Origin of the sequence: Streptomyces sp. AC558_RSS880 (assembly GCF_019049255.1) — a bacterium.
Taxonomy (GTDB): Bacteria; Actinomycetota; Actinomycetes; order Streptomycetales; family Streptomycetaceae; genus Streptomyces.
Map to the genome: position 1 here is coordinate 209,146 of NZ_JAGMUJ010000030.1, position 24,038 is coordinate 233,183.

Below are 24,038 nucleotides of genomic sequence, written 5' to 3' on the forward strand. Positions count from 1 at the left end.
CCGACACCGGGTACGAAGGGTCAGCGACCCAGGTACTTCGGCTTCTCCTTGTTCACGAACGCCCGCACCGCGATCGCGTGGTCCTCCGAGGAGCCCGCCCGGGTCTGGAGCTCGTCCTCCTTCTCCAGGGCCTCCTCCAGCGAGTGGCTCAGCCCGTACGCCACGGACTCCTTCAGCGCCGCGTACGCCACCGTCGGACCCTCGGCCAGCGCCCGCGCCACCTTCTCCGCCTCCGCGCGCAGCTCCGCCGCCGGGACCAGCCGGTTGGCGATGCCCAGCTCGTACGCCTCCTGCGCGGAGACGCTGCGCGGGAAGAGCAGCAGGTCGGTGGCGCGCCCGGGGCCGATCACGCGCGGCAGCGTCCAGGAGATCCCGGAGTCCGCGGTCAGCGCGACCCCGGCGAACGAGGTGTTGAACGCCGCGGTGTCCGCGACGATCCGGTAGTCCGCGGCCAGCGCGAAGCCGAAGCCGGCGCCCGCCGCGACCCCGTTCACCGCCGCGACCACCGGCTTCGCGGCCCCGGCGATCGCCTTCACGATCGGGTTGTAGTGCTCGCGCACCGTGCTCATCGTCTGCCCCGAACCGGACTCCCGGTCCTCGACCAGCAGCCCGATGTGCTCCTTGAGGTCCTGCCCGACACAGAACGCCCTGTCCCCGGCCGCGGTCAGCAGCACGGCCCGTACGGCGTCGTCGTCCGCGGCGGATCGGACCGCGTCCCGGAGGGCGGCCTTCGCCGCGACGTTCAGCGCGTTCATCGCCTCCGGGCGGTTGAGCGTGATCGTCGCGAGCCCGTCGCTCACCTCGTAGAGCACGGTGTCGGCCATGGTGTGTCCCTCCGTGTGGCGGCTCGGGGCGTACCGGCCGGTACGCCCTTGTCTGCAGGACAGCATGACGGAGATCACCGACCGTGGCGGGCGGCCGATGTGTGACCTGCGTCAAACAATTCCCGTCGGTTTCCGATCGGTGGACGTGTGTGCGGCGGCGCAGTATCGCAGTCACATCGCCGAATTGAGTGGTTTTGCTCGCGCGCGTTGCCCAAGCGATGCCGACCGATGTTGGTCATCGGGTCCCGCCATGCGGGATAATGGCCTGGAAGCAATGTGTTCGATGCCGGTGGCGTGTGTCCTGCTTCAAGGACCGCAGGTGCCCTTCAGTGGGCCGTCGGCTCAGACGGTTTAGCTGGGTTTCAGGAAGGGGAACGAGCATGGCGGCCATGAAGCCGCGGACGGGCGACGGCCCGCTCGAGGTGACCAAGGAGGGGCGGGGCATCGTCATGCGCGTTCCGCTCGAAGGCGGCGGTCGGCTCGTCGTCGAGCTGACCCCGGACGAGGCCGACGCGCTCGGCGACGCCCTCAAGAAGGTCGTCGGCTGACGCGCAAGCGACCATACCCTTTCAGCCGCCCCGGCGCCGCACGCGGTGCCGGGGCGGCTGTTTCGCGTCCGGGTGGAAGGGAGCGGACCGCGTCCGCCGGTCACCGCCTGACGACGCAGAGGAGCCCGTCCCCCACCGGCAGCAGCGACGACACCAGTTCCGTGCTCTCGCGCACGGTCCGCACCAGCTCCCGCAGCCGCAGCACCTCCGTGGGCTGCGGTCCGGAGTCCACCGTGCGTCCGTTCGCGAAGACCCCTTCGAAGGCGACCAGGCCTCCCGGGCGCAGCAGACGCAACGATTCGGCGAGATAGTCCTGGTACTCCTGCCGGTCGCCGTCGCAGAAGACCAGGTCGTAACCGGCGTCCGCGAGACGGGGCAGGACGTCCAGCGCGCGGCCGGGGATGAACCGGGCCCGGTTCCCGGCGAAACCGGCGTCGCGGAAGGCCTGCCGGGCGGACTGCTGGTGCTCCGGTTCCTGGTCGACCGTGGTCAGCACCCCGTCCGGCCGCATCCCGTGCAGCAGGTGGATCCCGGAGACCCCGCAGCCGGTGCCGATCTCCGCGACCGCCTTGGCGTCCACGCTGGCGGCGAGCAACCGCAGCGCCGCGCCCGTGCCGGGCGACACCGAGCGCAGCCCTGCGACACGGGCCCGGTCCCGGGCCCGGTGCAGCACCTCGTCCTCGGCGACATAGGCGTCGGCGAACGCCCAGCTCGTCTGCCGGTTGGCGGTAATGACCCTCTCCTGTCCCCGTGGATGCCTGGGCGTGACTGTATCCGTTGGCGTCGGGAACCCGCAGATGGGACCGGTCGTTTAAAGGGATGAGCAAGTGGCGTGTGCCGTGACGGGGGGCAGGTAGTGGACGAGGACGCCGAGCAAGTGCTGACGCAGCCGTACGAGCCGTGGCAGCCCAGATCAAATTCTCGTAAAACCGCTTATCCGGAGCTAACGGGCGAGGTGGCTATGGTAGGGGCTCCACTGGACACCACCAGAGCCGACAGGGGAGGTGCGGCTGCGCCTGTGGATCGCGGAGGAGTGCTGCGGCGCTTCCTCGGATCGGCGGGCAGGCCGAAATCCGTGAACGACACCGCTGCTGACCACGACCGCGCCGGCGACCCGGCCCAGACCGCGACTTTCTCCACCGACGCGGACGGGCAGGCGTGGACTCCGCCCACCTGGGAGGAGATCGTCAGCATGCACAGCGGCCGGGTCTACCGGCTCGCCTACCGCCTCACCGGCAACCAGCACGACGCCGAGGACCTCACCCAGGAGGTCTTCGTCCGCGTCTTCCGCTCCCTGTCGACGTACACGCCGGGCACCTTCGAGGGCTGGCTGCACCGCATCACCACCAACCTCTTCCTGGACATGGTCCGCCGCAAGCAGCGCATCCGCTTCGACGCGCTGGGCGAGGACGCGGCCGAGCGGCTGCCCAGCAAGGAGCCCACGCCGCAGCAGGTGTTCAACGACGCCCACTTCGACGCGGACGTCCAGCAGGCCCTCGACACCCTCGCCCCCGAGTTCCGCGCCGCCGTCGTCCTGTGCGACATCGAAGGCCTGTCGTACGAGGAGATCGCGGCCACCCTGGGCGTCAAGCTCGGCACCGTCCGGTCCCGGATCCACCGCGGCCGTTCCCAGCTGCGCAAGGCCCTCGCGCACCGCTCGCCCAAGGCGCGCGCGGAGCGCCGCTCCTTCGTGCCGCGTGTTCCCGCACTGGGAGGAGGGGGCGCGAGCGCGTGAGCGGTTCACAGCCGAAGTCTTCCGAGGGACACCTCGCAGAGCAGCACCTGGGAGACCGACTCTCCGCCCTGGTGGACGGAGAGCTCGGTCATGACGCGCGCGAGCGCGTACTGGCACACGTCGCCACCTGCGCGAAGTGCAGGGCGGAGGTGGACGCGCAGCGCCGTCTGAAGAACGTGTTCGCCCAGGCGGCGCCCCCGCCGCCCTCCGAGAGCTTCCTGGCCCGCCTCCAAGGGCTGCCGGCCGGGGGCGACCTCGGTGACGGCGGCTCGCCGCTGGGCGGCGGAGGACTGCCGGGCGGTACGCCGGGGCGGTTCGGCGGGGGCTCCGGGGTCTTCGGGACCAGGCGGAGCGAGCGCTTCGAGTTCGCCTACGCGCCCGTCCGGCGGCAGGAGCCGGCGCTGCCGGCCGTCGCGGGCGGCCGGGGCTTCGCCCTCCACGACGTCAGCCGCCACGAGACCGACCGGCCGTCCTCCCGCGGGCTGCGGTTCGCGTTCGTCGCCGCCGGGGCGGTGTCGCTGGCCGCGATCGCGCTCGGCGGAGTCACCACGAGCACGCCCACCGACACGGAGGCGCGCGGTACGGGCAAGGGCAGCAACGTCACGCCGATGCGCACGCAGGGCACGGGCGCGGCGGTGCCCGAGTCCCAGCGGCGCCGCGGCGTGGGACCGCTGCTGGGCCAGATGACGGGCCAGAGCGCGGCCGCGGAGACCCCGGCCGCCCCGACCGCGGTCTCCGCGCCGCTGCTGCCCGGGATCCCGGCGCCGACGGAGCGCCACCCCGTGCCGGGCACACCGATGACGGGCGGTGCGACGACCCTGTCCCCGCTGATACGACCGCTCACCTCGACCCCGCCGCTCACCCTGACCACGTGGGCCGTCTCCGCCGGGCTCAAGGACCCCGGCCTCGTCACCGCCGGCACGACACCGGTCCCCACGCCGACGTCCCGCTGAACCGTCCAGTGCGCAGGGGCGCGCGAACCTGATTGAATCCAGGGGGCGCGCCCAGGCCCTGCCGGGTGCCGAGCCAGTAGTTTCGCGACCGCCGCCGTCGCGCGGTGCCGTGTCCAGCCGTGGGGAGAGCATGAACGAGGGGAAGCCGGGCCCACCGGGGGAGGAGCCGACCACGCGTCCCGAGGGACACGACGGCGACTTCGAACTGGCCCGCCCGGACCGCGAGCCGGCCGCCGCGGGCGACGACCACCGGGGCGACTACGAACTGGACCGCCCCCTGCGGCCCGAGGGCCTCGAGGCCCCACCCGCCGAGCCCGGCCCCGGCGCCCCCACGTCCGGTCCCGGAGCCGCGGAGCCCGCGACATCCGGCGCCCCTGCCGACGAGCCCGCCGGGTCCGTGTCCTCGGCCGTTCCGGCACCCGGCGCGTCCGGCACCTCCGCCGGGTCCTCGTCCCCGGCCGTCCCGGCCCCCGCGGTCTCCGACCCACCGCCGGTGGCTTTCGAGCCCTCCGTCCCCGGGCAGCAGAGGCCCCTGCACGACCCCGATCCCTACAGCACCCCGCCGTACGGCGAACCGGGCCCCTGGGCACCCGCCCCGCCCGTACAGCACCCGGCGGCGACACCCGCGCACGGCATGGCGCTCGCGGCCCCTCCCACGGCCCCGGACGCGGCGCCCCCCACCGCACCCGCGCAGCACGGCACACCCCCGGCGGCTCCCCCGGGCCCGGGCACAGGACCGCACGGCACGCCCGTGCCCCCGGGCACGCCCGCGCCGCACGGCGCTCCCGCCCTGGCGGACGCCGGGCCGCACGGGGCCCCCGCGGCGGCCGCCATTCCCGCGCAAGCGCACCCGGACACCCAGGCGTCCCCGCCCCAGGACACCCCGACCGCCGACCCCTGGGGCCGTTACGACCCCTGGGCGGCGGCTGCCGCCGCCGCGCCGTTGCAGCAGGCCGGGCACGTCGTGGTCGACCGGAAGCGGCGGCGCGGCCGGGTGCTCGTCGGTGCCGCGCTGCTGCTCGCGCTCGTGTCCGGCGGCATCGGCGGGATCGTCGGCACGTATCTGGAGCGCAACGGCGGCGTGGGCACCGTGGAGCTTCCGCAGGCCGGCAAGGAGGCGTCGGGACGCGCCCCCGGCAGCGTCGCCGGAATCGCCGCACAGGCACTGCCCAGCGTCGTCACCCTGCACGTCAGCGGCGCCGGCGAGGCCGGCACCGGCACCGGTTTCGTGCTCGACGGGCGCGGCCACATCCTCACCAACGACCACGTCGTCGAACCCGCCGGGGACGACGGCGAGATCACCGTCACCTTCCACAGCGGCGACACCGCCGAAGCCACCGTCGTGGGCCGGGACAGCGGCTACGACCTCGCCGTCGTGAAGGTGAAGGGCGTCAGCGGACTCACCCCCCTGCCGCTCGGCAACTCCGACAACGTGCGGGTCGGCGACCCCGTCGTCGCCATCGGCGCCCCCTTCGACCTGGCCGGCACCGTCACCTCCGGCATCATCAGCGCCAGGGAGCGGCCCATCACCGCCGGCGGCGAGAAGGGCGACGGCAGCGACGTGTCGTACGTCGACGCCCTGCAGACCGACGCGCCGATCAACCCCGGCAACTCCGGTGGCCCCCTGCTCGACGCCAAGGCCCGTGTGATCGGCATCAACTCGGCCATCCGCTCCGCCGACGGCGGTGCCGACCCCGACGCCGGTCAGTCCGGCTCCATAGGACTCGGCTTCGCCATCCCCATCAACCAGGGCAAGCGCGTCGCCGAGGAACTGATCAACACCGGGCAGGCCAGCCATCCGGTGATCGGCATCACCCTCGACATGGAGTACGGCGGTGACGGCGCCCGCGTCGCCGCCGAGGGCAGTGACGGCGGACCCCCGGTCAGCACCGGCGGCCCCGGCGACCGGGCCGGGATCAAGGCCGGCGACGTCATCACGGAGGTCGACGGCCGGCGCGTCCACTCCGGCGAGGAACTCATCGTCAAGACCCGTGCCCACCGCCCCGGCGACCGCCTCGAGCTCACCCTCCAGCGGGACGGCGACGAGCGGACGGTCACCCTGACGCTCGGTTCCTCGGAGGGCGACTGAGGCGGATGAACCCCGGGACGGTACCGGACGCACGGGGTGGCCGGGTACCGTGGACCCGGCCCGGACCACGGAAGACCGCAGGCCGCCCCGAGGACCGAGGACCGAAGGCATCGCGAGGAGCTTCAGGTGTTCAATGACATAGGACCGCTCGAGCTGGTGACGCTCATCGTCCTCGCCGTGCTCGTCTTCGGTCCGGACAAGCTCCCCAAGGTCATCCAGGACGTGACGCGCACGATCCGGAAGATCCGTGACTTCTCGGAGAACGCCAAGCAGGACATCCGGCAGGAGCTCGGTCCGGAGTTCAAGGACTTCGAGTTCGAGGACCTCAACCCCAAGACGTTCATCCGCAAGCAGCTGGACAACGACGACCTGGGGCTCAAGGAGATCCGTAACGGCTTCGACCTGAAGAAGGAGATGGCCGAGGTCGCGGACGCCGTCCACGGCCGCGACACCGACCCCTCCCCGTCGTCCGCCTCCGGCTCGGCCGACGGCCGCGTGGACATGACCAAGAGGCCCGGGACACCGGCGGCCGACGATCGCCCGCCCTTCGACGCGGACGCCACCTGAGCCCGGCGTGGGGGAGCGCACGCTCCCGCGTACGTGACGCGTTTCATACTCCACCCGGGCCGCGCACGACCTGATCAGGGCGTCCGTGCGGCCCACGCGCCGGGCGGTTTTCCAGCCTGTGGCGTCAAGGTGGCTATGCTGCCGAGTTGTTGTGCGGAACGGACGAGTACGCCCGAAGGGGGGCGGGCCGTCCGGTCCGACGAGAGCTGAGGAGGCGTCCGGGCACATGGAGACGACGAGTCGGGCAGTCGCGCAGGCGCCGGCCGAGGAGGACGGACAGCACGTCCCCTCCGTCCGGCGTACGGTCGACGGCTACCTGCGTGCGCCCTTCCCCTGGTACGGCCTCGACGAGGCCTTCACGGGACCGCGCTGGCTGATGCAGGTCGGACTGGCGGCCGACGGAGCCGTCGCGCACGGATCGGTCGGGCACGGCGACGAGCCCTCGGTGCGCAGCGAGTACACGGCCGGGAGCGACCAGGAGACCAAGGAGAGGTTCGCGGTCGTGGTGACCGTGGCCGCCAACCCGGTGCGCCGCAGCGCCGACGGCACCGGTCTGCTGGAGGCCACCTCGGTCTCCTCCGCCGCCTGGCTCGCCGGGGTGGGGCTGCTGTCCTTCACCTGGCCCGGCCAGATGGACCACTCCCTGCGCGACGACTGGCTGGAGCAGCAGACGGAGACGGCCTGGGTCCTCGCGGACGATCTGGAGGGCGAGGACTGGTCGACGCTGTCCCTGCCCGTGGACGGGGTGCCGACGCCGTTCCACTACCGGGAGTCCGAGTTCGGCTGGGTGCTCGCGGGCTCCACGCAGGAGGGCGTGCACGTGGGCGCGTACGGCAGGGGCATGAGCGCGTACGGCCTCGGCTTCGCCGTGGTGAAGAACATCGCCGCGTACGACGCCTGAGCGGGCACGCGGAGACGCCTGAGCGGGCACGCGGAGACGCCTGAGCGAGCACGCGGAAGGGCGCCGTCCACACCGGACGGCGCCCTTCCGCGTGGGACCCTCAGAACTTGTTGCGCGGGGTGATCCCCAGGGACATGCCCGACAGGCCCCGCTGCCGCCCGCCGAGCTTGCCGGCGATCGAGCGGAGCGCCGAGCCCGCCGGGGAGTCCGGGTCGGACAGCACCACGGGCTTGCCCTCGTCGCCGCCCTCGCGCAGCCGGACGTCGATCGGGATGGCGCCGAGCACCGGCACGTTCGTACCGGTCGTGCGGGTCAGGCCGTCGGCGACGGTCTGGCCGCCGCCCGTGCCGAAGACGTCGACCATCTCGCCGCAGTGCGGGCAGGGCAGGCCGGACATGTTCTCGACCACGCCGACGATCTTCTGGTGCGTCTGCACGGCGATGGACCCCGCCCGCTCGGCCACCTCGGCCGCCGCCTGCTGGGGCGTGGTGACGACGAGGATCTCGGCGTTCGGCACCAGCTGGGCCACGGAGATCGCGATGTCGCCGGTGCCGGGCGGCAGGTCCAGGAGGAGCACGTCCAGGTCGCCCCAGTACACGTCCGCCAGGAACTGCTGGAGCGCGCGGTGCAGCATCGGGCCGCGCCACACCACCGGGGCGTTGCCCGGGGTGAACATGCCGATGGAGATGACCTTCACGCCGTGCGCCGACGGCGGCATGATCATGTTCTCGACCTGGGTGGGGCGTCCGTCGGCGCCCAGCATGCGCGGCACCGAGTGGCCGTAGATGTCGGCGTCCACGACACCGACCTTCAGACCGTCGGCCGCCATCGCCGCCGCCAGGTTCACCGTCACCGACGACTTGCCGACGCCGCCCTTGCCGGAGGCGACCGCGTAGACCCGGGTCAGGCTGCCCGGCTTGGCGAAGGGCACCTCGCGCTCGGTCTGGCCGCCGCGCAGGGCGCTGGCCAGTTCCTTGCGCTGCTCGTCGCTCATGACGTCCAGCGTCACGTCGACCCGGGTGACGCCCTCGACCCGGGAGACCGCGTCCGTCACGCGCTGCGTGATGGTGTCCCGCATGGGGCAGCCGGAAACCGTCAGGTACACGGTGACCGCGACCGCACCGTCCGCACCGATCTCCACCGATTTGACCATCCCGAGCTCGGTGATGGGCCGGTTGATCTCGGGGTCGTTCACCGTCGCCAGTGCCTCGCGCACCGCGTCTTCCGTAGCCATAGAGACGATGGTACGGCGCCGGGTGCACCCGCCGGTAAGGACGTCAGCGGTCGTCTGCGTCACGTCCCGGCGGGTGTTCCGCCCGCATCGCCGGGAAAGAACCCTGATGACCCTTGTGGCCGTTCTGTCGCCCCTCCAGCTCCTTGACCATGTCCTGGAGCTCCGAGCGGATCCAGTCCCGGGTGGCCACCTCCCCGAGCCCGATCCGCAGGGCGGCGATCTCCCGGGTCAGGTACTCGGTGTCCGCGATCGACCGCTCGTTCTGCTTGCGGTCCTGCTCCAGGTTGACCCGGTCCCGGTCGTCCTGCCTGTTCTGCGCGAGCAGGATCAGCGGGGCCGCGTAGGAGGCCTGGAGGGACAGTGCCAGCGTCAGGAAGATGAACGGGTACTCGTCGAAGCGCAGCTCCTTCGGCACGGACACGTTCCACAGCACCCACAGGATGATGACGACCGTCATCCAGACCAGGAACCGCCCGGTGCCGATGAAGCGCGCGACCCGCTCCGACAGCCGGCCGAAGGCGTCCGGGTCCCACTCGGGCAGGAACCGCCGCCGGGGGGCGCGCGGCTGGTCCAGCCGGGGCCCCCGCGACCGTCCGGCGGCCGTGGCGCCGACCGGCTGGCGCTCCCGCCCTCCCTCGCGCTCAGGAGCCATCGGTCACCACCTCCTCGTCGAGGTGGAACTCGGTCTCCCGCCAGTCCTCGGGCAGCATGTGGTCCAGGACGTCGTCCACCGTCACCGCGCCCAGCAGCGACCCCGTCTCGTCGACCACGGGCGCCGCCACCATGTCGTACGTGGCGAAGAACCCGGCGACCACGGGCAGCGCCGCGTCCGGGTCCAAGGGCTGGAGGTCGTCGTCCAGGATCGAGCCGACCAGCGTGTACGGGGGGTCGCGCAGCAGGCGCTGGAAGTGGACCGTGCCCAGGTACTTGCCGGTGGGTGTCTCCTCGGGCGGACGGCAGACGTAGACCTGCGCGGCGTGCGCGGGGGAGAGGTCCGGCTCGCGGATCCGGGCGAGGGCGTCCGCGACGGTGGCGTCGGGCCGCAGCACGATCGGCTCGGTCGTCATCAGACCGCCCGCCGTGTGCTCCTCGTACGACATCAGGCGCCGCATGTCGGCGGCGTCGTCGGGCTGCATCAGGCTCAGCAGCCGCTCCTTGTCCGCCTCGGGCAGCTCGCCGAGCAGGTCGGCCGCGTCGTCGGGGTCCATGGCCTCCAGGACGTCGGCGGCGCGCTCCTCCTTCAGTTTGCCGAGGATCTCGATCTGGTCGTCCTCGGGCAGCTCCTCCAGCACGTCGGCGAGCCGGTCGTCGTCGAGGGCGGCGGCCACCTCCGCGCGCCGCTTGGGGGAGAGGTGGTGCAGGACGTTGGCGAGGTCGGCGGGGCGCAGCTGTTCGAAGGTGGCGAGGAGGTTCTCGGCGCCCTGCCCCTGCTCCTCCAGGGAGAACCCGGTGACGGCGGACCACTCGACGGTCAGCGCCTCGCCCTTGCCGCGCCGGAACGCGCCGCCCTTCTTCCCCTTGCGCACGAACACCCGGTCGATCTCCCACTCGCGGCGGGCCGGCAGCTGATGCACCGACAGGTCGAGGACGGTGACCTCCTCGTCGCTCTCCACGAGCGTCACCCGCCGGTCGAGCAGCTCACCGAAGACGAGCCGCTCGGTGGGCCGCTGCTCGAAGCGCCGCACGTTGAGCACCCCGGTCGTGATGACCTGGCCGGACTGCACGGCGGTCACCCGGTTCATGGGCAGGAAGATGCGGCGGCGGGTGGAGAGTTCGACCACCAGGCCGAGCAGTCGCGGCGGACGCCGGCCGGGACGCAGGATGACGACCAGATCGCGCACGCGCCCCACCTGGTCGCCGGCCGGATCGAAGACGGCGACACCGGAGACGTGCGAGACGAAGAACCGGGGGGCGCCCCCTGCCATGGCCGCCACTCCTTTCCGTGCGGGTGTTTCGTCGCGGGTACCGCCTGCTGTGTTTCTTTTCCGAATTGCCCGCTCGGGTGGGCTTCAGGCTAGCCCGTACCGATCGGCCGTGCGTCGGCGACCGGTCCGGACGGACTGGCTCCGCCCCGTCCACCTGGCCCCGGTACCCTGCGGTACGCCGTTCAGGTCCCCCGTCAGAGAGGCAGCCCACCTGTGATTCCGATCTACCGGGGCCGTTCCCGCAGGGCCGTGCTGGCCGGCGCCGTGTGCGCGCTGCTCGTGACGGGGACGGCGCTCACGGGATGCTCCGAGGATCCGAACGAGGGCACCAACGGTGTCGGCAGACTGTCCGCCGACCAGATCCAGAGCAGATCCCAGAAGGCCGCCGAGTCGGTCGGCGCCGTACGGCTGCACGGCACCGTGGTCACCAGCGGACGCACGTACACGCTGGACATGCGGCTGAAGGAGCAGGGCGGCATCGGCTCGGTCACCACCGAGGGGGAGACGTTTCGCCTGCTGCGGGTCGACGACGAGCTGTATCTGAAGGCCGGCGCCGAGTTCTGGGGCCAAGGGGACGGCGAGGAGGACGGCGAGGCGGCGGCCGACAAGCTCGCCGAGAAGTACGTGAAGGTGCCGCAGGGCGATCCGTCGTACAAGAAGTTCATCGGCTTCACGGACAAGAATGTCCTCCTCGGCGGTCTGCTGACCCTGCACGGCAAGCTGGCCACGGACGGCCATCACGAGCAGTCGGGCGTACGCACCATCCGCGTCACCGGCGACGAGGGCTCCGGCGGCACCCTGGACGTCTCGCTGGAGGGCAAGCCGTACCCGGTGCGCCTGGTGCGGGCCGGGAAGGCGGGCACCCTCACGTTCTCGTCCTGGGGCACCGACTTCGAGCTGAAGGAACCGGCCGAGGACGAGACCCTCGACTACGGCAAGCAGCTCCCCGCTTCCTAGCGCTGTCGCCGCTTCCGCTTCAGCAGCAGCCGGGGCAGTCCCGCCGGGGCGGGGCGCCGGGTCGTCACCGGCGTCGGCAGCGGGGCCTCGGCCAGGGAGCCGTCGGGGAGCGGGGCCGTCGCCCCGGTCGGCTCCAGGCGCAGGACCCGGCACTCGCGGGCCCAGCGCCCGGTCATCGCCTCGCCGTCGGGCGCGTTGAGCCGCTTGCCCTTGAGTTCGGCGACCGCCGCCGCCCACTCCTCGGAACCGGACGGCAGCTCGACGACCGTCGCCGTCCAGGAGACCAGCCGGCCGCCCTTGTCCTTGCTGCGGACCGTCACCTCGGCGGACACGCCGTCGGCCAGCCCCGGCAGCGGCTGCTCCCCGGGCCCGTCGCCGACCACGCACGCGGCACCCTCGTGCCACACGTGCCACAGCGCGCGGGCCGCGGCGCCGGGCCCCTTGACCCAGACGAGGCCGGACTTCTTCGTGGCCTCCTCGATGAGGGCCCGGTCGAGCAGCGCACTTGTCATGGGCCCAGCCTATCCAGGTGTCCTCACAGCCAGCCGTTGCGCTTCAGCGTCCGGTGGATGCCCAGGCAGAGGGCCACCGTGATCCCCAGGACCAGCGGGTAGCCGTACTTCCACCGCAGCTCGGGCATGTGGTCGAAGTTCATCCCGTACACCCCGCACACCATCGTCGGTACGGCGATGATCGCGGCCCACGAGGTGATCTTCCGCATGTCCTCGTTCTGCGCCACGGACGCCTGGGCGAGGTTGGCCTGGAGGATGGAGTTCAGCAGTTCGTCGAAGCCGATGACCTGCTCCTGCACCCGGGCCAGGTGGTCGGCCACGTCCCGGAAGTACTTCTGGATGTCCGGGTCGACCAGCCGCATCGGCCGCTCGCTCAGCAGCTGCATCGGCCGCAGCAGCGGGGACACGGCCCGCTTGAACTCCAGCACCTCGCGCTTGAGCTGGTAGATCCGTCCGGCGTCGGTGCCGCGCGGGGTGCCCTTGCGGCCGGGCGAGAAGACCTCCGTCTCGACCTCGTCGATGTCGTCCTGCACCGCGTCGGCCACCGCGATGTAACCGTCCACCACGTGGTCGGCGATGGCGTGCAGTACGGCCGAGGGCCCTTTGGCCAGCAGTTCGGGGTCGTCCTGGAGGCGGTGCCGCAGGGCCCGCAGGGAGCCCTGCCCGCCGTGCCGGACGGTGATGAAGAAGTCCCGGCCGGTGAAGCACATCACCTCACCGGTCTCGACGACCTCGCTGCTGGCGGAGAGCTCGTCGTGGTCGACGTAGTGGACGGTCTTGAAGACCGTGAACAGCGAGTCGTCGTAGCGCTCCAGCTTGGGCCGCTGATGGGCCTGGACGGCGTCCTCCACGGCCAGCGGGTGCAGCCCGAACTCCCGGGCGATCCCGGCGAATTCGGCCTCGTTCGGCTCGTGCAGGCCGATCCACACGAAGCCTCCGTCGCGGCGTACCAGCCGCATCGCCTCGTGCGGGGTGAGCGGGCCGCCCTCGGTCACCAGGCGGCGGCCGTCGCGGTAGACGGCGCAGTCGACGACGGCGGTGGTCGTCGCGGGGTCACGGGTGGCGTCGTACGGGCCGCTCTCCTTGCGCAGCGAGACACGGGAGGAGGGACGGACCACGGCGCGCAGGTCGCGGATCATCGACATGGCGGGCTCCTTCGCATACATGCAACGAAAGGCGCCGGAACGACGGGTGGAACAACCCGGAATGAGGACGTCCTGGACCGCGGATGTTTGGCACGTCCACAAAGCGGGGAGCACCGCACCGTCGCGGTGGCGAGCTTCGTCGCTGATACAGCTACGGGGGCAGATCAGACAGAACGAAACGAAATGCTCTTCCGATGAAGACGCGCGGATGAAAGGCGGGAGCCAGACAGGAGCAGCTGCATCAGCGGGCGGAAGAGCGGGTGCTACTGCACGGTCGACTTCGGTCCATGCCAGCCCCACCTCCTCCGGCCGGTCCCCCGTGGGGGACGATCCACAATCCCCTTGGGGATTCCCCCTGAGTGGGGGGCATCACACAGGCGTTCGGGACGATCGGACGCTTCTGCGTGCTGCCCGAACCACCGGCCAAGCGTATCAGCCGACTGCCGTGTCAAGGCTCTGCTTTGCCCGGTACTGACGAGTTCTATGCTCGCCGCATGGCTGATGTTCTTCCTCTGGTCGAGGCCCGGTTGTGCACGACGCTCGGCGAACCGGACGCCCGAGCGGCGGTCACCTTCCTGGGCACGGACCGCATCGAGGTGCTGCGCTTCCACGAGGGCGACATCGTGCGCTACGCCACGCTCGGCATGTCCGCGCAGCCCATGACCGATCCCACGGCGGTGATCGCGGACCCGGTCAGGGGGCCGCGCGTCGAGCTGGTGCTGTCCGTCCGCGGCGGTGTCGCGGACACCGACAAGGTGCTCCGTCCGCTCGCCGTGCTGGCCGCGTCCCCGCAGGTCGAGGGCGTGGTCGTGGCCCCCGGTGCCTCGCTGGACGTGGGTGAACCGCTGTGGCCCGGCGCCCCGTTCACCTCGGTGCTGGTCGCCGAGCCGGGCGGCCTGGTGGAGGACCTGGAGCTCGACGAGCCCCTGGATCCCGTACGGTTCCTGCCGCTGCTGCCGATGACCCCGAACGAGGCGGCCTGGAAGCGGGTGCACGGTGCCCAGGCCCTCCAGGAGCGCTGGCTGAACCAGGGCACGGACCTGCGGGATCCGTCCCGGAAGTCCGTCCCGCTGGCCTGACACCAGTGGCTCGAACTCATCGCCTGACGGGCGGTCCGCGGTGCGGCCACCGGAGCGAATGGTCACCCGCGGTCGTCCGTTCGTTCCGGAAGACGCGTGCGCCGGCCGGGTGATCGTCCTTGACGTGGCGCGGCAGGGGTAGGACCGTGGGGCCCTATGAGGGGCGAACCCAGTTGCCCGAAGTGTGGTGGCCGGGTCAGGGCTCCCGGCCTTTTCTCGGATGCCTGGCAGTGCGACGTGCACGGCACCGTGCACCCGCTGCAGCCGGTGATACCGCCGAGCGTCGAGGCCCTCGAAGTCGTCGTGCACCGCACGAGGGTGCCGGTGTGGATGCCGTGGCCGCTGCCGGTGGGCTGGTTGTTCACGGGCGTGGCCAGCGCGGGCGACGACCGCAGCGGGGGCCGGGCGACCGCCGTCGCGTGCACCGGGCCGGGACCGCTCGGCGGCATGGGTGAGCTCATCCTGGTCGCCGAGGAACTCGGCGTGGGCCTCGGCGCGCGGTACGCGGGCGTCGACGGCCCGGACCCGGGGCCGTACATGAACATCGAGAAGCCACCCCAGGCCAAGGTGCTGGCGGCCGGCCGCCCGACCCCGCTCTGGCACGTCGCCAAGACGCCGGACGACCGTGCCGTCTTCGCGGGCGAGGCGCTCGGGATGTGGCTGTGGGCGGTGGTGTGGCCGGAGCAGTCCGGGATGCTGATGTACGACGAGCTGGTCCTCGCCGACCTGCGGGACGTGGGGGCCGAGGTGGAGCTGGTGCCCTGCGGTGCGCTGTCACCGCGCCTGCTGGAGGCGTAGACACCGTACGGCGGGCCGGTGAGGGCGCGCGGCGGACCGGTAGTCGCCGTACGGCGGGCCGGTAGGGGGCGCACGGCGGGTTCGGGTGTGACAGGGACGTGTGAGAATCCGGTTATCCTGGAGCGTCCCCGTCCGTCCGTCACCGCTTGGAGTCCTGCGTCGTGCGTATCGATCTGCACACCCACTCCACCGCGTCCGACGGTACGGACACGCCGGCCGAGCTGGTCCGCAAGGCGGCCGCCGCCGGTCTCGACGTCATCGCGCTGACCGACCACGACACCACCCGCGGGTACGCCGAGGCGCTCTCCGTGCTCCCGCCGGGACTCACACTGGTCCCCGGAGCGGAACTCTCCTGCCGGCTCGACGGCATCAGCATGCACATGCTGGCCTACCTCTTCGACCCCGAGGAGCCCGCGCTGCTCGCCGAGCGCGAGCTGGTCCGGGACGACCGGGTGCCACGGGCCCAGGGCATGATCGCCAAGCTGAACGCGCTGGGCGTACCGGTCACCTGGGAGCAGGTCGCGCGGATCGCCGGCGACGGCTCGGTGGGCCGCCCCCACGTGGCCAGCGCACTCGTCGAGCTGGGCGTCGTGCCCACCGTGAGCGACGCCTTCACCCGGGAGTGGCTGGCCGACGGCGGCCGGGCCCACATGGAGAAGCACGAGACCGACCCCTTCGAGGCCCTGCGGCTGATCAAGAACGCGGGCGGAGTCGCCGTCTTCGCGCACCCCGCCGCGAGCAAGCGGGGCAGGACGGTGCCGGAGTCCGCGATCGCCGAGCTGGCCGCGGCCGGCCTCGACGGCATCGAGGTCGACCACATGGACCACGGCCCGGAGACGCGGGCGCGGCTGCGCGGCCTCGCGAAGGAACTGGGGCTCCTGGTGACCGGTTCCAGCGACTACCACGGCAGCCGCAAGACCTGCGTCCTCGGCGAGTTCATGACGGACCCCGAGGTGTACGGCGAGATCACGCGGCGGGCGACCGGGGCGTTCCCGGTGCCGGGGACCGGCGGAGTCTGAGGCTTCTCCCCCTCCTCCCGCACCTTTCTCCATCCGCTCCTCAGCAAGGCTGTCATGCTCGACGTCGCCGTCTTCGGCTCTCTCTTCCTGACCCTTTTTGTCATCATGGATCCCCCTGGGATCACCCCGATCTTCCTCGGCCTGACCGCGGGCCGGCCCGCGAAGATGCAGAAGCGGATGGCCTTCCAGGCCGTCTGTGTGGCCGGTGGTGTGATCACCGTGTTCGGACTGCTCGGCCACCAGATCCTCGACTACCTGCACGTGTCGGTGCCCGCGCTGATGATCGCGGGCGGACTGCTGCTCCTGCTGATCGCGCTGGACCTGCTCACCGGCAAGACCGACGAGCCCAAGCAGACCAAGGACGTCAACGTCGCGCTGGTCCCGCTGGGCATGCCGCTGCTGGCGGGGCCGGGTGCGATCGTGTCGGTCATCCTCGCCGTGCAGAAGGCCGACGGCGTCACCGGGCAGGTCTCGGTGTGGTCGGCGATCCTCGCCATCCACGTCGTGCTGTGGCTGGTGATGCGGTACTCGCTGCTGATCATCCGGGTCATCAAGGACGGCGGCGTGGTGCTGGTGACGCGCCTGGCCGGCATGATGCTCTCCGCGATCGCCGTGCAGCAGATCATCAACGGCGTCACCCAGGTGATCCGGGGCGGCTGACCCGGCGCCGGACGCGCGGAGCCCCCGTACCGGTGACGGTACGGGGGCTCCGGGGCGTACATGCGCGAGGACCGGCCCGTGTGGCCGGTCTTCCGCGTGCCGCGCGTTATGAGGCCGGTGTGTCGGCCGGGCGGATCCACAGGCGCTGTCCGATGGCGGCGGCCTGCTGAACGATGCGGTTGACGGAGGCGGCGTCCACGACGGTGGTGTCCACGGGCGTGCCGTCGACGTCGTCGAGTCGCATGATTTCGAAGCGCATGGGGCTTCTCCCTTCGTCTGGTCATCCTCCTGAAGGAGAACTACTCGGTGGGTGGCTCACGGGCCGCTGGGGCCCCTGGTCCATGACGGGTCCAACGCCCTGTGTGATGCAAACATTCCCTACGCTAAAGAAATTTTTCGATCGACTAAATACTGACCGGTAAGGGTTTCGAAGGAGACCGACCGGGACCGGTTGTGTTCGTAGCGTGACCACCGGGACAATGGAGGTGATGAACGAAGACCTCGCGGCGCTGCACGCCCGTATCGACCGCACCAACGAGCTGCTCCAGCGCATGCTCGCCGAGGTGGCGAAGACGCCCTCGACGCACGCCATCTTCGTCGACGCGGGCTATCTGTACGCCGCCGCGGGCCGGCTCGTGGCCGGGACGGAGGACCGCCGGGCCTTCGACCTCGACGCCGAGGGACTCATCGACGCGTTCATCGACCGCGCCCGCACCGTCTTCGCGGACAGCAGGCTGCTGCGTGTCTACTGGTACGACGGGGCCAGACGCCGCATCCACACCGCCGAGCAGCAGTCCATCGCCGAGCTCCCGGACGTCAAGGTCCGCCTCGGCAACCTCAACGCCAACAACCAGCAGAAGGGCGTCGACTCCCTGATCCGCAGCGACCTGGAGTCACTGGCCCGGCACCGCGCCATCAGCGACGCGGCCCTGCTCGGCGGCGACGAGGACCTCGTCTCGGCGGTCGAGGCGGCCCAGGGGTACGGCGCCCGGGTCCACCTCTGGGGCATCGAGGCGCCCGAGGGCCGCAACCAGGCCGAGCCGCTGCTCTGGGAGGTCGACAGCCAGCGCACGCTCGACCTGGACTTCTTCAAGCCGTACGTCTCCCGGCGCACGGCACCGGCGTACGAGCCCGCGACGGGCCGGCCCGCCCGCGAGGACGTCCGGTTCGTCGGTGCGCAGATCGCCGCGAAGTGGCTGGCCGCGCGGGGCCGGGACACGCTGGTGGAACTGCTTCCCGGCCATCCCTACCTGCCCGGATCCGTCGACCAGGACCTGCTGGTGGAGGCGGAGGGACTGCTGCAGTACTCCCTGCGCGGCCAGGCGGACCTGCGGCGCGTCCTGCGCGACGGTTTCTGGGACCACCTGCAGACGCAGTACTGACGCGCAGGCGCAGCGCTAAGGGGTGGACGCGAGCCCGTCCCAGAAGTCGGCGAGGGCGCGGGCGGTCGGTGCGGGACGGTCGGCGGCGGGCGAGTGCTCGGCCCCGTCGACGACGGTGCGGTGCGCCGCGAGGCGGAGGGCCATCCCGTCGAGGTCCGGCACCGGCCAGGTGTCGTCGCGTGCCCCCGACAGGACGTGGAACGGCAGGGGTACGGCGGCCAGTTCCGCGACCCGGTCCGGTTCCGTGCACAACTGCCTTCCGGTGGCCAGCAGTTGCGCGGGACTGGTGCCCAGCCAGCGGCGCCGCAGGTGCTCCGGGCCGACGGGCCCGCGCGCGGGACCGCCCACCTCCTCGGGCGGGCCCATGGCCAGGATCGCCTCCCAGCACTCCGCCATCGACATCACCGCGAGCGCGTCCCGCAACAGCTTCACGCGCTGCTCCTGGGAGACGGAGATCCGCGCGGGGCCGGAGGAGACCAGGGTGAGCGAGCGGAAGGGGGAGTGGTCGAGGAGGACGGCGGCACGGGCTATCTGGCCGCCGAGCGAGTGTCCGACGAGGTGCACGGGCGCACCGATCGCGTTCGCCTGCGCGAGGACGTCCCGCGCCAACTCGTCCTGTTCGTAGGCCGATTCGTCGTCGGCGGGCCCGTCCGACTCGTACTGGCCCCGCCCGTCCACGGCGACGGTGCGGTAGCCGCGCGCGGCGAGCGGCTCGTGCACCAGCGTGAAGTCCTCCTTGCTGCCGGTGTATCCGGGCAGCAGCAGCGCGACCCCCCGCGCCGTGACTCCGGCGGCCGGTGGCACGTCCACGACGGCGAACTCGCCGCGTGAGGTACGGAGTCGGCGGGCGCGGACGCGGGTGCCGGGGGGCGGGGCGGAGGGGGAGTGGCTGGTCACGGGGTGAGGGTAGCGGGTGCGGACACGCCGACGGCCCGGCCCCGCGGGTGGGGGACCGGGCCGTCGGTTCGCTGCGTCAGCCCTCCGCGGACTCCGCGGCGGCTGCCGTCTTGCGGGTCCGCCGGGGCTTGGCCTCCGGCTCAGGCTCGGCCACGGCCGCAGCCTTGCGGGTGCGGCGGGGCTTGGGCTCCGCCTCGTCCGCGACCTGCGCCGGAATTTCGGCGACCTTGCGGGTCCGACGCCGGGGCTTGGCCTCGGCGGCTTCCGTGGTGTCGACGGCGGCCTCGGTCTTCTTGGCCGCGGCCTTCCGCGTACGGCGCGGCTTGGTCTCCTCGACCGCCTCGGCCTCCGGAACCGTCTGCGCCGGAATCCCGACGGTGACGGCCGATTCCGGCTCCGCGACCTTGCGGGTGCGACGCCGGGGCTTGGCCTCGGCGGCTTCCGCGGTGTCGACGGCGGCTTCGGCCTTCTTGGCCGCGGTCTTGCGCGTGCGGCGCGGCTTGGTCTCCGTCGCCTCGGCCGGCTCGGTGGTGCCTTCGGCGGTGTCGACGGCGGTCTCCGCCTTCTTGGCCGCGGTCTTGCGGGTGCGGCGGGGCTTGACCTCCTCGACCGCCTCAGCGCCTGCCTCGACCGTGTCGACCGCGGTCTCGGCCTTCTTGGCCGCGGTCTTGCGGGCGCGGCGCGGCTTGGTCTCCTCGACGGCCTCGGCCGGCTCGGTGGTCGCCTCCGCCGTGTCCACCACCGCGGTGTCCGCGGTCTTGCGGGTGCGGCGACGGCGCGGTTCGGCGACCGGAGCCTCGGGCTCCGTGACGACCGGGGCCTCCGTGACGACCGGGGCCTCCGTGGCGACGGGGGCCTCCGTGATGACCGGGGCTTCCGCGACAACCGTGGTCTCCTCGGCCACCGGGGTGACCACGGCGGCTGCCGTGTCCGCCGCGCCCCGGCGCGTCCGGCGGCGGCGCGGCTTCGCGGGAGTCTCGACGGCCTCCGCCGCCGTCCCCTCCGCCGTGTCGACGGCGGACTCCGCCGCCTCCACCGCGGTCGTCGCCCCGGCCGGGGCTCCGCCGCGCGTACGGCGACGGCGGCGCGGGGTGCGGGCGACCGCGTCGGTCTCCGCCTCGCCGGCGCCTTCGGCGGCCGGGCTCACGGGCTGCTGCGCGGCCTCGTCCAGCACCGCACCGCCGCGCGTACGGCGACGGCGGCGCGGCGTACGGGCCGAGGTCTCGCGCTCCGCGGAACGGGAGTCGTCGCGCCCGCCCCGGCCACCACGCCCGCGCGGTCCACGCCCGCCCGGCTCGCCCAGGTCCTCCAGCTCCTCCGCGTCCAGCCCGGCGCGCGTACGCTCCGAGCGCGGCAGGACGCCCTTGGTGCCCTCGGGAATGCCGAGGTCCGAGAACAGGTGCGGGGAGGTGGAGTACGTCTCCACCGGGTCGCCGAAGCCCAGGTCCAGCGCCTTGTTGATCAGCTGCCAGCGCGGGATGTCGTCCCAGTCGACCAGCGTGATCGCCGTACCCTTCGCCCCCGCGCGGCCGGTGCGGCCGATGCGGTGCAGATACGTCTTCTCGTCCTCGGGGGACTGGTAGTTGATGACGTGCGTCACGCCCTCGACGTCGATGCCGCGGGCGGCGACGTCGGTGCAGACGAGCACGTCCACCTTGCCGTTGCGGAACGCGCGCAGCGCCTGCTCGCGGGCGCCCTGGCCGAGGTCGCCGTGGACCGCGCCGGAGGCGAAGCCGCGCTGCTTGAGCTGGTCGGCGAGGTCGGCGGCGGTGCGCTTGGTACGGCAGAAGACCATGGCCAGGCCCCGGCCGTCGGCCTGCAGCATCCGCGCGACCATCTCGGGCTTGTCCATGTTGTGCGCGCGGTAGACGAACTGCGTGGTGTTCGCGACCGTCGCGCCCTCGTCGTCCGGCGCGGTGGCGCGGATGTGCGTCGGCTGCGACATGTAGCGCCGGGCCAGACCGATCACCGCGCCCGGCATGGTGGCCGAGAACAGCATGGTCTGGCGCTTGACCGGAAGGAAGTTGATGATCTTCTCGACGTCGGGGAGGAAGCCGAGGTCGAGCATCTCGTCGGCCTCGTCGAGGACGAGGGCCTTCACGTGCTTGAGGTTGAGCTTCTTCTGCCCGGCGAGGTCGAGCAGTCGGCCCGGGGTGCCGACGACCACGTCGACGCCCTTCTTCAGCGCCTCGACCTGCGGCTCGTAGGCCCGGCCGCCGTAGATCGCGGTGACGCGCACATTGCGCACCTTGCCGGCGGTGAGCAGGTCGTTGGTGACCTGCGTGCACAGCTCGCGGGTGGGGACGACGACCAGCGCCTGCGGCGCGTCGGTGAGGTCCTCGGGCTTCGCGCGGCCGGCCTCGACATCCGCGGGGACGGTGACGCGCTCGATGAGCGGAAGGCCGAAACCGAGCGTCTTTCCGGTGCCGGTCTTGGCCTGGCCGATGACGTCCGTGCCCGACAGGGCCACGGGGAGCGTCATCTCCTGGATGGGGAAGGGGGTGATGATGCCGACGGCCTCCAGGGCCTCGGCGGTCTCGGGGAGGATTCCGAGCTCTCGGAACGTCGTAGTCAGGGTGCTGCCTCTTCTGTGTGCGCGGTGCGAGGCGAGCGCGGGGGTCGTGCAGAAACCGTGCCGGGGACGTCGGCTGCCTTACGGGCGATGCCGTAGGGCACGGGACCACTGCCGACGCTCGAGCGCTCGTACCGCTGAGGGTTCCCCTCCGGAATCCGCACGCAGTGTGGCGTACGGCAAGGAGGGCTGTCGGGTCGGAGCCGATCGGGCCTCCGACCGGGCATCCTCATACATGCGGCCTGTCGAGTACGTCAGAGTGCTCAGCAGGCGCATTACCACCATACCCCGGATTCGCGCACACGCCATGGCCGATTTGGTCACGTAGTCGTCGTCACACTGATCGGCCAGGACCTTCCGGGGCGTGACAAGCGGGCTATTGTGCGCTTCATGACGAGCTCTGACAAGCCTGACAACGCCGCGGACACCCCCGACACCTCCGCCGGGCCCACCGGCGTCGCCGCCATGGACTGGGCGGCCGCCTCCGCCGACCCCCAGTACCGCGCCGCTGTCGTGGACCTGCTCGGCGCGCTCGCGTACGGCGAGCTGGCGGCGTTCGAGCGGCTGGCGGAGGACGCCAAGCTGGCGCCCACGCTGGCGGACAAGGCGGAGCTGGCGAAGATGGCGTCGGCCGAGTTCCACCACTTCGAGCGGCTGCGCGACCGGCTCGCCGGGATCGGCGAGGAGCCGACGCTCGCGATGGAGCCGTTCGTCGCCGCGTACGACGGTTTCCACAAGCAGACGGCGCCCTCCGACTGGCTGGAGGGGTTGGTCAAGGCGTACGTCGGCGACTCCATCGCCAGCGACTTCTACCGCGAGGTCGCGGCCCGCCTGGACTCCGACACCCGCGCCCTGGTGCTGGCCGTGCTCGACGACACCGGCCACGGCGGCTTCGCCGTCGAGAAGGTGCGCGCCGCGATCGACGCGGACCCGCGCGTGGGCGGACGGCTCGCGCTGTGGGCGCGGCGGCTGATGGGTGAGGCGCTGTCGCAGTCCCAGCGGGTCGTCGCCGACCGGGACGCGCTGTCGACCATGCTCGTGGGCGGCGTCGCGGACGGGTTCGACCTCGCCGAGGTCGGCAGGATGTTCTCCCGGATCACCGAAGCGCACACCAAGCGCATGGCGGCACTGGGGCTGGCGGCCTGAGGGCGGCCGGGGTCGGTCCGGTGCGTCACGCGCGTCATGTCGGAGGAGACCGACGGCGCCGGGCCGACGCCGACCCGGCGCCCGCGGCGTGATCCGCCGGACGGGTGGCCGGGGCCGGTTCATGACAGGAGATCCGCCGGACGGACGGACGGCGGGGGCCGGTTCACGACCGGCGATCCACCGAATGGGCGGCCGGGGGCCGGTTCACGACCGGCGATCCACCGAATGGGCGGCCGGGGGCCGGTTCACGACCGGCGCCACCACCGGCGGCCGGTCAGGCGGTCGCCGATCGGCGGCGCAGTCTTCCCGCCGGGCGCAGCAGCAGCGACAGGGACGCCACGGACACGATCACCGCGCCGAGCAGGATCGTCAGCAGGTTGCCGGCGTCCAGCGCGGTGCTCATGAGGAAGGCGCCGAACAGTGCTCCGGCCACACCGGTCGGCAGGACCAGGGCGCGGTCGGGGAGACGATGCGGCAGGCGGCGGGCGGCCGCCCACGCCAGAGTCAGGCCGAGGATCGCGGAGCTGAGCGCTTCCAAGAGCATGTCGGGGTCCCTCCCACATGGCCGGCCTGCTCACATCGGTCGTAGCCCGTCTTACCCCTGACCTGCGGAATCCAATCCCCCTGTGGAGGATCTGTGCGCCGTCCGTGCACATGCGAAGGGCCCGGCGGTCTCGAACCGCCGGGCCCTTCCACGACCACTCGACTGCCGGTCGCGCCTACAGCGCGCCGAAGCCCACCTTGCGCGGGGCCGGCTCGCCGATCTCGACGTAGGCGAGACGGTCGGCCGGGACCAGGATCTTACGGCCGTGCTCGTCCACGAGGCTCAGCAGCTGCGACTTCCCGGCCAGCGCCTCGGCCACCACGCGCTCGACCTCCTCGGCGCTCTGACCGCTCTCCAGAACGATCTCGCGGGGCGCGTGCTGCACGCCGATCTTGACCTCCACGGCTATGTCCCTCCGACGGTCAGTGAAGTGCGCGACCTTCCGCGCCGTACCAGCACACATTAGCCCGGTGAGGGGACGTACACGCTGCGCCCGGCAACGCCAGGAGCGAACAGCCGGCGGGAACAAAACAGCCGCTGACGCCCGCCCA

General features: G+C 72.2%; 25 protein-coding genes. 13 read left to right on the forward strand and 12 right to left on the reverse strand.

Annotated features, from left to right (window positions below):
• Positions 1–20: 20 nt before the first annotated feature.
• Entirely contained in the window at positions 21–824 is an 804-nt protein-coding gene (locus KUM38_RS12930; protein ID WP_217129482.1) for an enoyl-CoA hydratase/isomerase family protein, read from the reverse strand.
• A 380-nt stretch (positions 825–1,204) separates the two neighbouring features.
• Between KUM38_RS12930 and KUM38_RS12935 the strand changes: the two genes are divergently transcribed.
• Positions 1,205–1,372: a DUF3117 domain-containing protein gene (locus KUM38_RS12935; protein WP_003966491.1), complete on the forward strand. Its 168-nt coding sequence runs from the start codon at positions 1,205–1,207 to the stop codon at positions 1,370–1,372.
• 100 nt (positions 1,373–1,472) lie between these two features.
• On the opposite strand, the gene KUM38_RS12940 is transcribed toward KUM38_RS12935, so the two are convergent.
• Positions 1,473–2,105 (reverse strand): O-methyltransferase, encoded by a 633-nt coding sequence (locus KUM38_RS12940; protein ID WP_308408965.1) that lies wholly within the window; start codon positions 2,103–2,105, stop codon positions 1,473–1,475.
• A gap of 342 nt (positions 2,106–2,447) precedes the next feature.
• On the opposite strand from KUM38_RS12940, the gene sigE reads away from it, so the two are divergent.
• From sigE to KUM38_RS12965, 5 genes are all read left to right on the forward strand, one after another.
• Positions 2,448–3,107 carry an RNA polymerase sigma factor SigE gene (gene sigE, locus KUM38_RS12945; RefSeq protein ID WP_217129483.1) on the forward strand — a complete coding sequence of 220 codons (660 nt, stop codon included), beginning with the start codon at positions 2,448–2,450 and terminating at the stop codon, positions 3,105–3,107.
• Positions 3,104–4,060, forward strand: a complete 957-nt coding sequence (locus tag KUM38_RS12950) for an anti-sigma factor (protein WP_217129484.1) — start codon at positions 3,104–3,106, stop codon at positions 4,058–4,060. Before sigE ends, KUM38_RS12950 begins: the two co-directional genes overlap by 4 nt.
• Positions 4,061–4,190: 130 nt before the next feature.
• Complete coding sequence (locus KUM38_RS12955) at positions 4,191–6,149, forward strand: trypsin-like peptidase domain-containing protein (protein ID WP_217129485.1); 1,959 nt, start codon at positions 4,191–4,193, stop codon at positions 6,147–6,149.
• Between the two features lie 126 nt (positions 6,150–6,275).
• The gene (locus tag KUM38_RS12960) at positions 6,276–6,716 is read left to right on the forward strand and encodes a sec-independent translocase (protein ID WP_217129486.1); all 441 of its coding nucleotides are present in this window, start codon (positions 6,276–6,278) and stop codon (positions 6,714–6,716) included.
• Between the two features lie 226 nt (positions 6,717–6,942).
• Positions 6,943–7,617 (forward strand): hypothetical protein, encoded by a 675-nt coding sequence (locus tag KUM38_RS12965; RefSeq protein WP_254397069.1) that lies wholly within the window; start codon positions 6,943–6,945, stop codon positions 7,615–7,617.
• Between the two features lie 100 nt (positions 7,618–7,717).
• Here KUM38_RS12965 and KUM38_RS12970 read toward each other — a convergent pair whose 3' ends face one another.
• From KUM38_RS12970 to KUM38_RS12980, 3 genes are read right to left on the reverse strand one after another with little or no spacing between them, the layout of a single operon-like run.
• On the reverse strand, positions 7,718–8,851 hold the full coding sequence (locus KUM38_RS12970) for an Mrp/NBP35 family ATP-binding protein (RefSeq protein ID WP_217129488.1): 1,134 nt from the start codon (positions 8,849–8,851) through the stop codon (positions 7,718–7,720).
• 43 nt (positions 8,852–8,894) lie between these two features.
• Complete coding sequence (locus KUM38_RS12975; protein WP_217129489.1) at positions 8,895–9,503, reverse strand: DUF1003 domain-containing protein; 609 nt, start codon at positions 9,501–9,503, stop codon at positions 8,895–8,897.
• A complete protein-coding gene (locus KUM38_RS12980) occupies positions 9,493–10,776 on the reverse strand; it encodes a magnesium transporter MgtE N-terminal domain-containing protein (protein ID WP_217129490.1) in 1,284 nt (427 codons plus the stop codon). Before KUM38_RS12980 ends, KUM38_RS12975 begins: the two co-directional genes overlap by 11 nt.
• 213 nt (positions 10,777–10,989) lie before the next feature.
• Here KUM38_RS12980 and KUM38_RS12985 point away from each other — a divergent pair, with 213 nt between their 5' ends.
• Entirely contained in the window at positions 10,990–11,733 is a 744-nt protein-coding gene (locus KUM38_RS12985) for a hypothetical protein (protein WP_217129491.1), read from the forward strand.
• Here the strand turns inward: KUM38_RS12985 and KUM38_RS12990 are convergent.
• The gene (locus KUM38_RS12990) at positions 11,730–12,245 is read right to left on the reverse strand and encodes a hypothetical protein (protein WP_217129492.1); all 516 of its coding nucleotides are present in this window, start codon (positions 12,243–12,245) and stop codon (positions 11,730–11,732) included. The two genes, KUM38_RS12985 and KUM38_RS12990, sit on opposite strands and share 4 nt — an antisense overlap.
• Before the next feature lie 23 nt (positions 12,246–12,268).
• Complete coding sequence (locus KUM38_RS12995) at positions 12,269–13,390, reverse strand: magnesium and cobalt transport protein CorA (protein WP_217129493.1); 1,122 nt, start codon at positions 13,388–13,390, stop codon at positions 12,269–12,271.
• A gap of 494 nt (positions 13,391–13,884) precedes the next feature.
• Here KUM38_RS12995 and KUM38_RS13000 point away from each other — a divergent pair, with 494 nt between their 5' ends.
• The 4 genes from KUM38_RS13000 (at position 13,885) to KUM38_RS13015 (ending at position 16,946) form a co-directional block, all read left to right on the forward strand.
• Positions 13,885–14,469 (forward strand): suppressor of fused domain protein, encoded by a 585-nt coding sequence (locus KUM38_RS13000; protein WP_217129494.1) that lies wholly within the window; start codon positions 13,885–13,887, stop codon positions 14,467–14,469.
• A 156-nt stretch (positions 14,470–14,625) separates the two neighbouring features.
• The gene (locus KUM38_RS13005; RefSeq protein WP_217129495.1) at positions 14,626–15,267 is read left to right on the forward strand and encodes a DUF6758 family protein; all 642 of its coding nucleotides are present in this window, start codon (positions 14,626–14,628) and stop codon (positions 15,265–15,267) included.
• A 161-nt stretch (positions 15,268–15,428) separates the two neighbouring features.
• Positions 15,429–16,286: a PHP domain-containing protein gene (locus tag KUM38_RS13010; RefSeq protein WP_217129496.1), complete on the forward strand. Its 858-nt coding sequence runs from the start codon at positions 15,429–15,431 to the stop codon at positions 16,284–16,286.
• Positions 16,287–16,340: 54 nt separating this feature from the next.
• Positions 16,341–16,946, forward strand: coding sequence for a MarC family protein (locus KUM38_RS13015; RefSeq protein WP_217129497.1), 606 nt, complete (start codon positions 16,341–16,343; stop codon positions 16,944–16,946).
• Positions 16,947–17,052: 106 nt separating this feature from the next.
• Here the strand turns inward: KUM38_RS13015 and KUM38_RS13020 are convergent, their stop codons facing one another.
• Positions 17,053–17,205 (reverse strand): hypothetical protein, encoded by a 153-nt coding sequence (locus KUM38_RS13020; RefSeq protein WP_106979586.1) that lies wholly within the window; start codon positions 17,203–17,205, stop codon positions 17,053–17,055.
• A gap of 220 nt (positions 17,206–17,425) precedes the next feature.
• Here KUM38_RS13020 and KUM38_RS13025 point away from each other — a divergent pair, with 220 nt between their 5' ends.
• Complete coding sequence (locus KUM38_RS13025) at positions 17,426–18,328, forward strand: NYN domain-containing protein (RefSeq protein WP_217129645.1); 903 nt, start codon at positions 17,426–17,428, stop codon at positions 18,326–18,328.
• Positions 18,329–18,343: 15 nt separating this feature from the next.
• Here the strand turns inward: KUM38_RS13025 and KUM38_RS13030 are convergent, their stop codons facing one another.
• Complete coding sequence (locus tag KUM38_RS13030) at positions 18,344–19,225, reverse strand: alpha/beta fold hydrolase (protein ID WP_217129498.1); 882 nt, start codon at positions 19,223–19,225, stop codon at positions 18,344–18,346.
• A 76-nt stretch (positions 19,226–19,301) separates the two neighbouring features.
• Positions 19,302–21,707: a DEAD/DEAH box helicase gene (locus tag KUM38_RS13035; RefSeq protein WP_254397071.1), complete on the reverse strand. Its 2,406-nt coding sequence runs from the start codon at positions 21,705–21,707 to the stop codon at positions 19,302–19,304.
• Positions 21,708–22,187: 480 nt separating this feature from the next.
• Here KUM38_RS13035 and KUM38_RS13040 point away from each other — a divergent pair, with 480 nt between their 5' ends.
• Positions 22,188–22,943: a ferritin-like domain-containing protein gene (locus KUM38_RS13040; RefSeq protein ID WP_030834591.1), complete on the forward strand. Its 756-nt coding sequence runs from the start codon at positions 22,188–22,190 to the stop codon at positions 22,941–22,943.
• A gap of 274 nt (positions 22,944–23,217) precedes the next feature.
• Here the strand turns inward: KUM38_RS13040 and KUM38_RS13045 are convergent, their stop codons facing one another.
• Positions 23,218–23,487, reverse strand: coding sequence for a hypothetical protein (locus tag KUM38_RS13045; protein WP_217129499.1), 270 nt, complete (start codon positions 23,485–23,487; stop codon positions 23,218–23,220).
• Between the two features lie 175 nt (positions 23,488–23,662).
• Positions 23,663–23,890 carry a DUF3107 domain-containing protein gene (locus tag KUM38_RS13050; RefSeq protein WP_019522837.1) on the reverse strand — a complete coding sequence of 76 codons (228 nt, stop codon included), beginning with the start codon at positions 23,888–23,890 and terminating at the stop codon, positions 23,663–23,665.
• Between the last annotated feature and the right edge of the window lie 148 nt (positions 23,891–24,038).

Bases quoted from the DNA above. Each gene is read 5' to 3' on its own strand.
- KUM38_RS12930 (WP_217129482.1), bottom strand. From the start codon at position 824: ATGGCCGACACCGTGCTCTACGAGGTGAGCGACGGGCTCGCGACGATC.
- KUM38_RS12935 (WP_003966491.1), top strand. From the start codon at position 1,205: ATGGCGGCCATGAAGCCGCGGACGGGCGACGGCCCGCTCGAGGTGACC.
- KUM38_RS12955 (WP_217129485.1), top strand. From the start codon at position 4,191: ATGAACGAGGGGAAGCCGGGCCCACCGGGGGAGGAGCCGACCACGCGT.
- KUM38_RS12965 (WP_254397069.1), top strand. From the start codon at position 6,943: ATGGAGACGACGAGTCGGGCAGTCGCGCAGGCGCCGGCCGAGGAGGAC.
- KUM38_RS12970 (WP_217129488.1), bottom strand. From the start codon at position 8,851: ATGGCTACGGAAGACGCGGTGCGCGAGGCACTGGCGACGGTGAACGAC.
- KUM38_RS12975 (WP_217129489.1), bottom strand. From the start codon at position 9,503: ATGGCTCCTGAGCGCGAGGGAGGGCGGGAGCGCCAGCCGGTCGGCGCC.
- KUM38_RS12980 (WP_217129490.1), bottom strand. From the start codon at position 10,776: ATGGCAGGGGGCGCCCCCCGGTTCTTCGTCTCGCACGTCTCCGGTGTC.
- KUM38_RS12990 (WP_217129492.1), bottom strand. From the start codon at position 12,245: ATGACAAGTGCGCTGCTCGACCGGGCCCTCATCGAGGAGGCCACGAAG.
- KUM38_RS12995 (WP_217129493.1), bottom strand. From the start codon at position 13,390: ATGTCGATGATCCGCGACCTGCGCGCCGTGGTCCGTCCCTCCTCCCGT.
- KUM38_RS13000 (WP_217129494.1), top strand. From the start codon at position 13,885: ATGGCTGATGTTCTTCCTCTGGTCGAGGCCCGGTTGTGCACGACGCTC.
- KUM38_RS13005 (WP_217129495.1), top strand. From the start codon at position 14,626: ATGAGGGGCGAACCCAGTTGCCCGAAGTGTGGTGGCCGGGTCAGGGCT.
- KUM38_RS13015 (WP_217129497.1), top strand. From the start codon at position 16,341: ATGCTCGACGTCGCCGTCTTCGGCTCTCTCTTCCTGACCCTTTTTGTC.
- KUM38_RS13020 (WP_106979586.1), bottom strand. From the start codon at position 17,205: ATGCGCTTCGAAATCATGCGACTCGACGACGTCGACGGCACGCCCGTG.
- KUM38_RS13025 (WP_217129645.1), top strand. From the start codon at position 17,426: ATGGAGGTGATGAACGAAGACCTCGCGGCGCTGCACGCCCGTATCGAC.
- KUM38_RS13035 (WP_254397071.1), bottom strand. From the start codon at position 21,707: ATGACGCTCCCCGTGGCCCTGTCGGGCACGGACGTCATCGGCCAGGCC.
- KUM38_RS13040 (WP_030834591.1), top strand. From the start codon at position 22,188: ATGACGAGCTCTGACAAGCCTGACAACGCCGCGGACACCCCCGACACC.
- KUM38_RS13045 (WP_217129499.1), bottom strand. From the start codon at position 23,487: ATGCTCTTGGAAGCGCTCAGCTCCGCGATCCTCGGCCTGACTCTGGCG.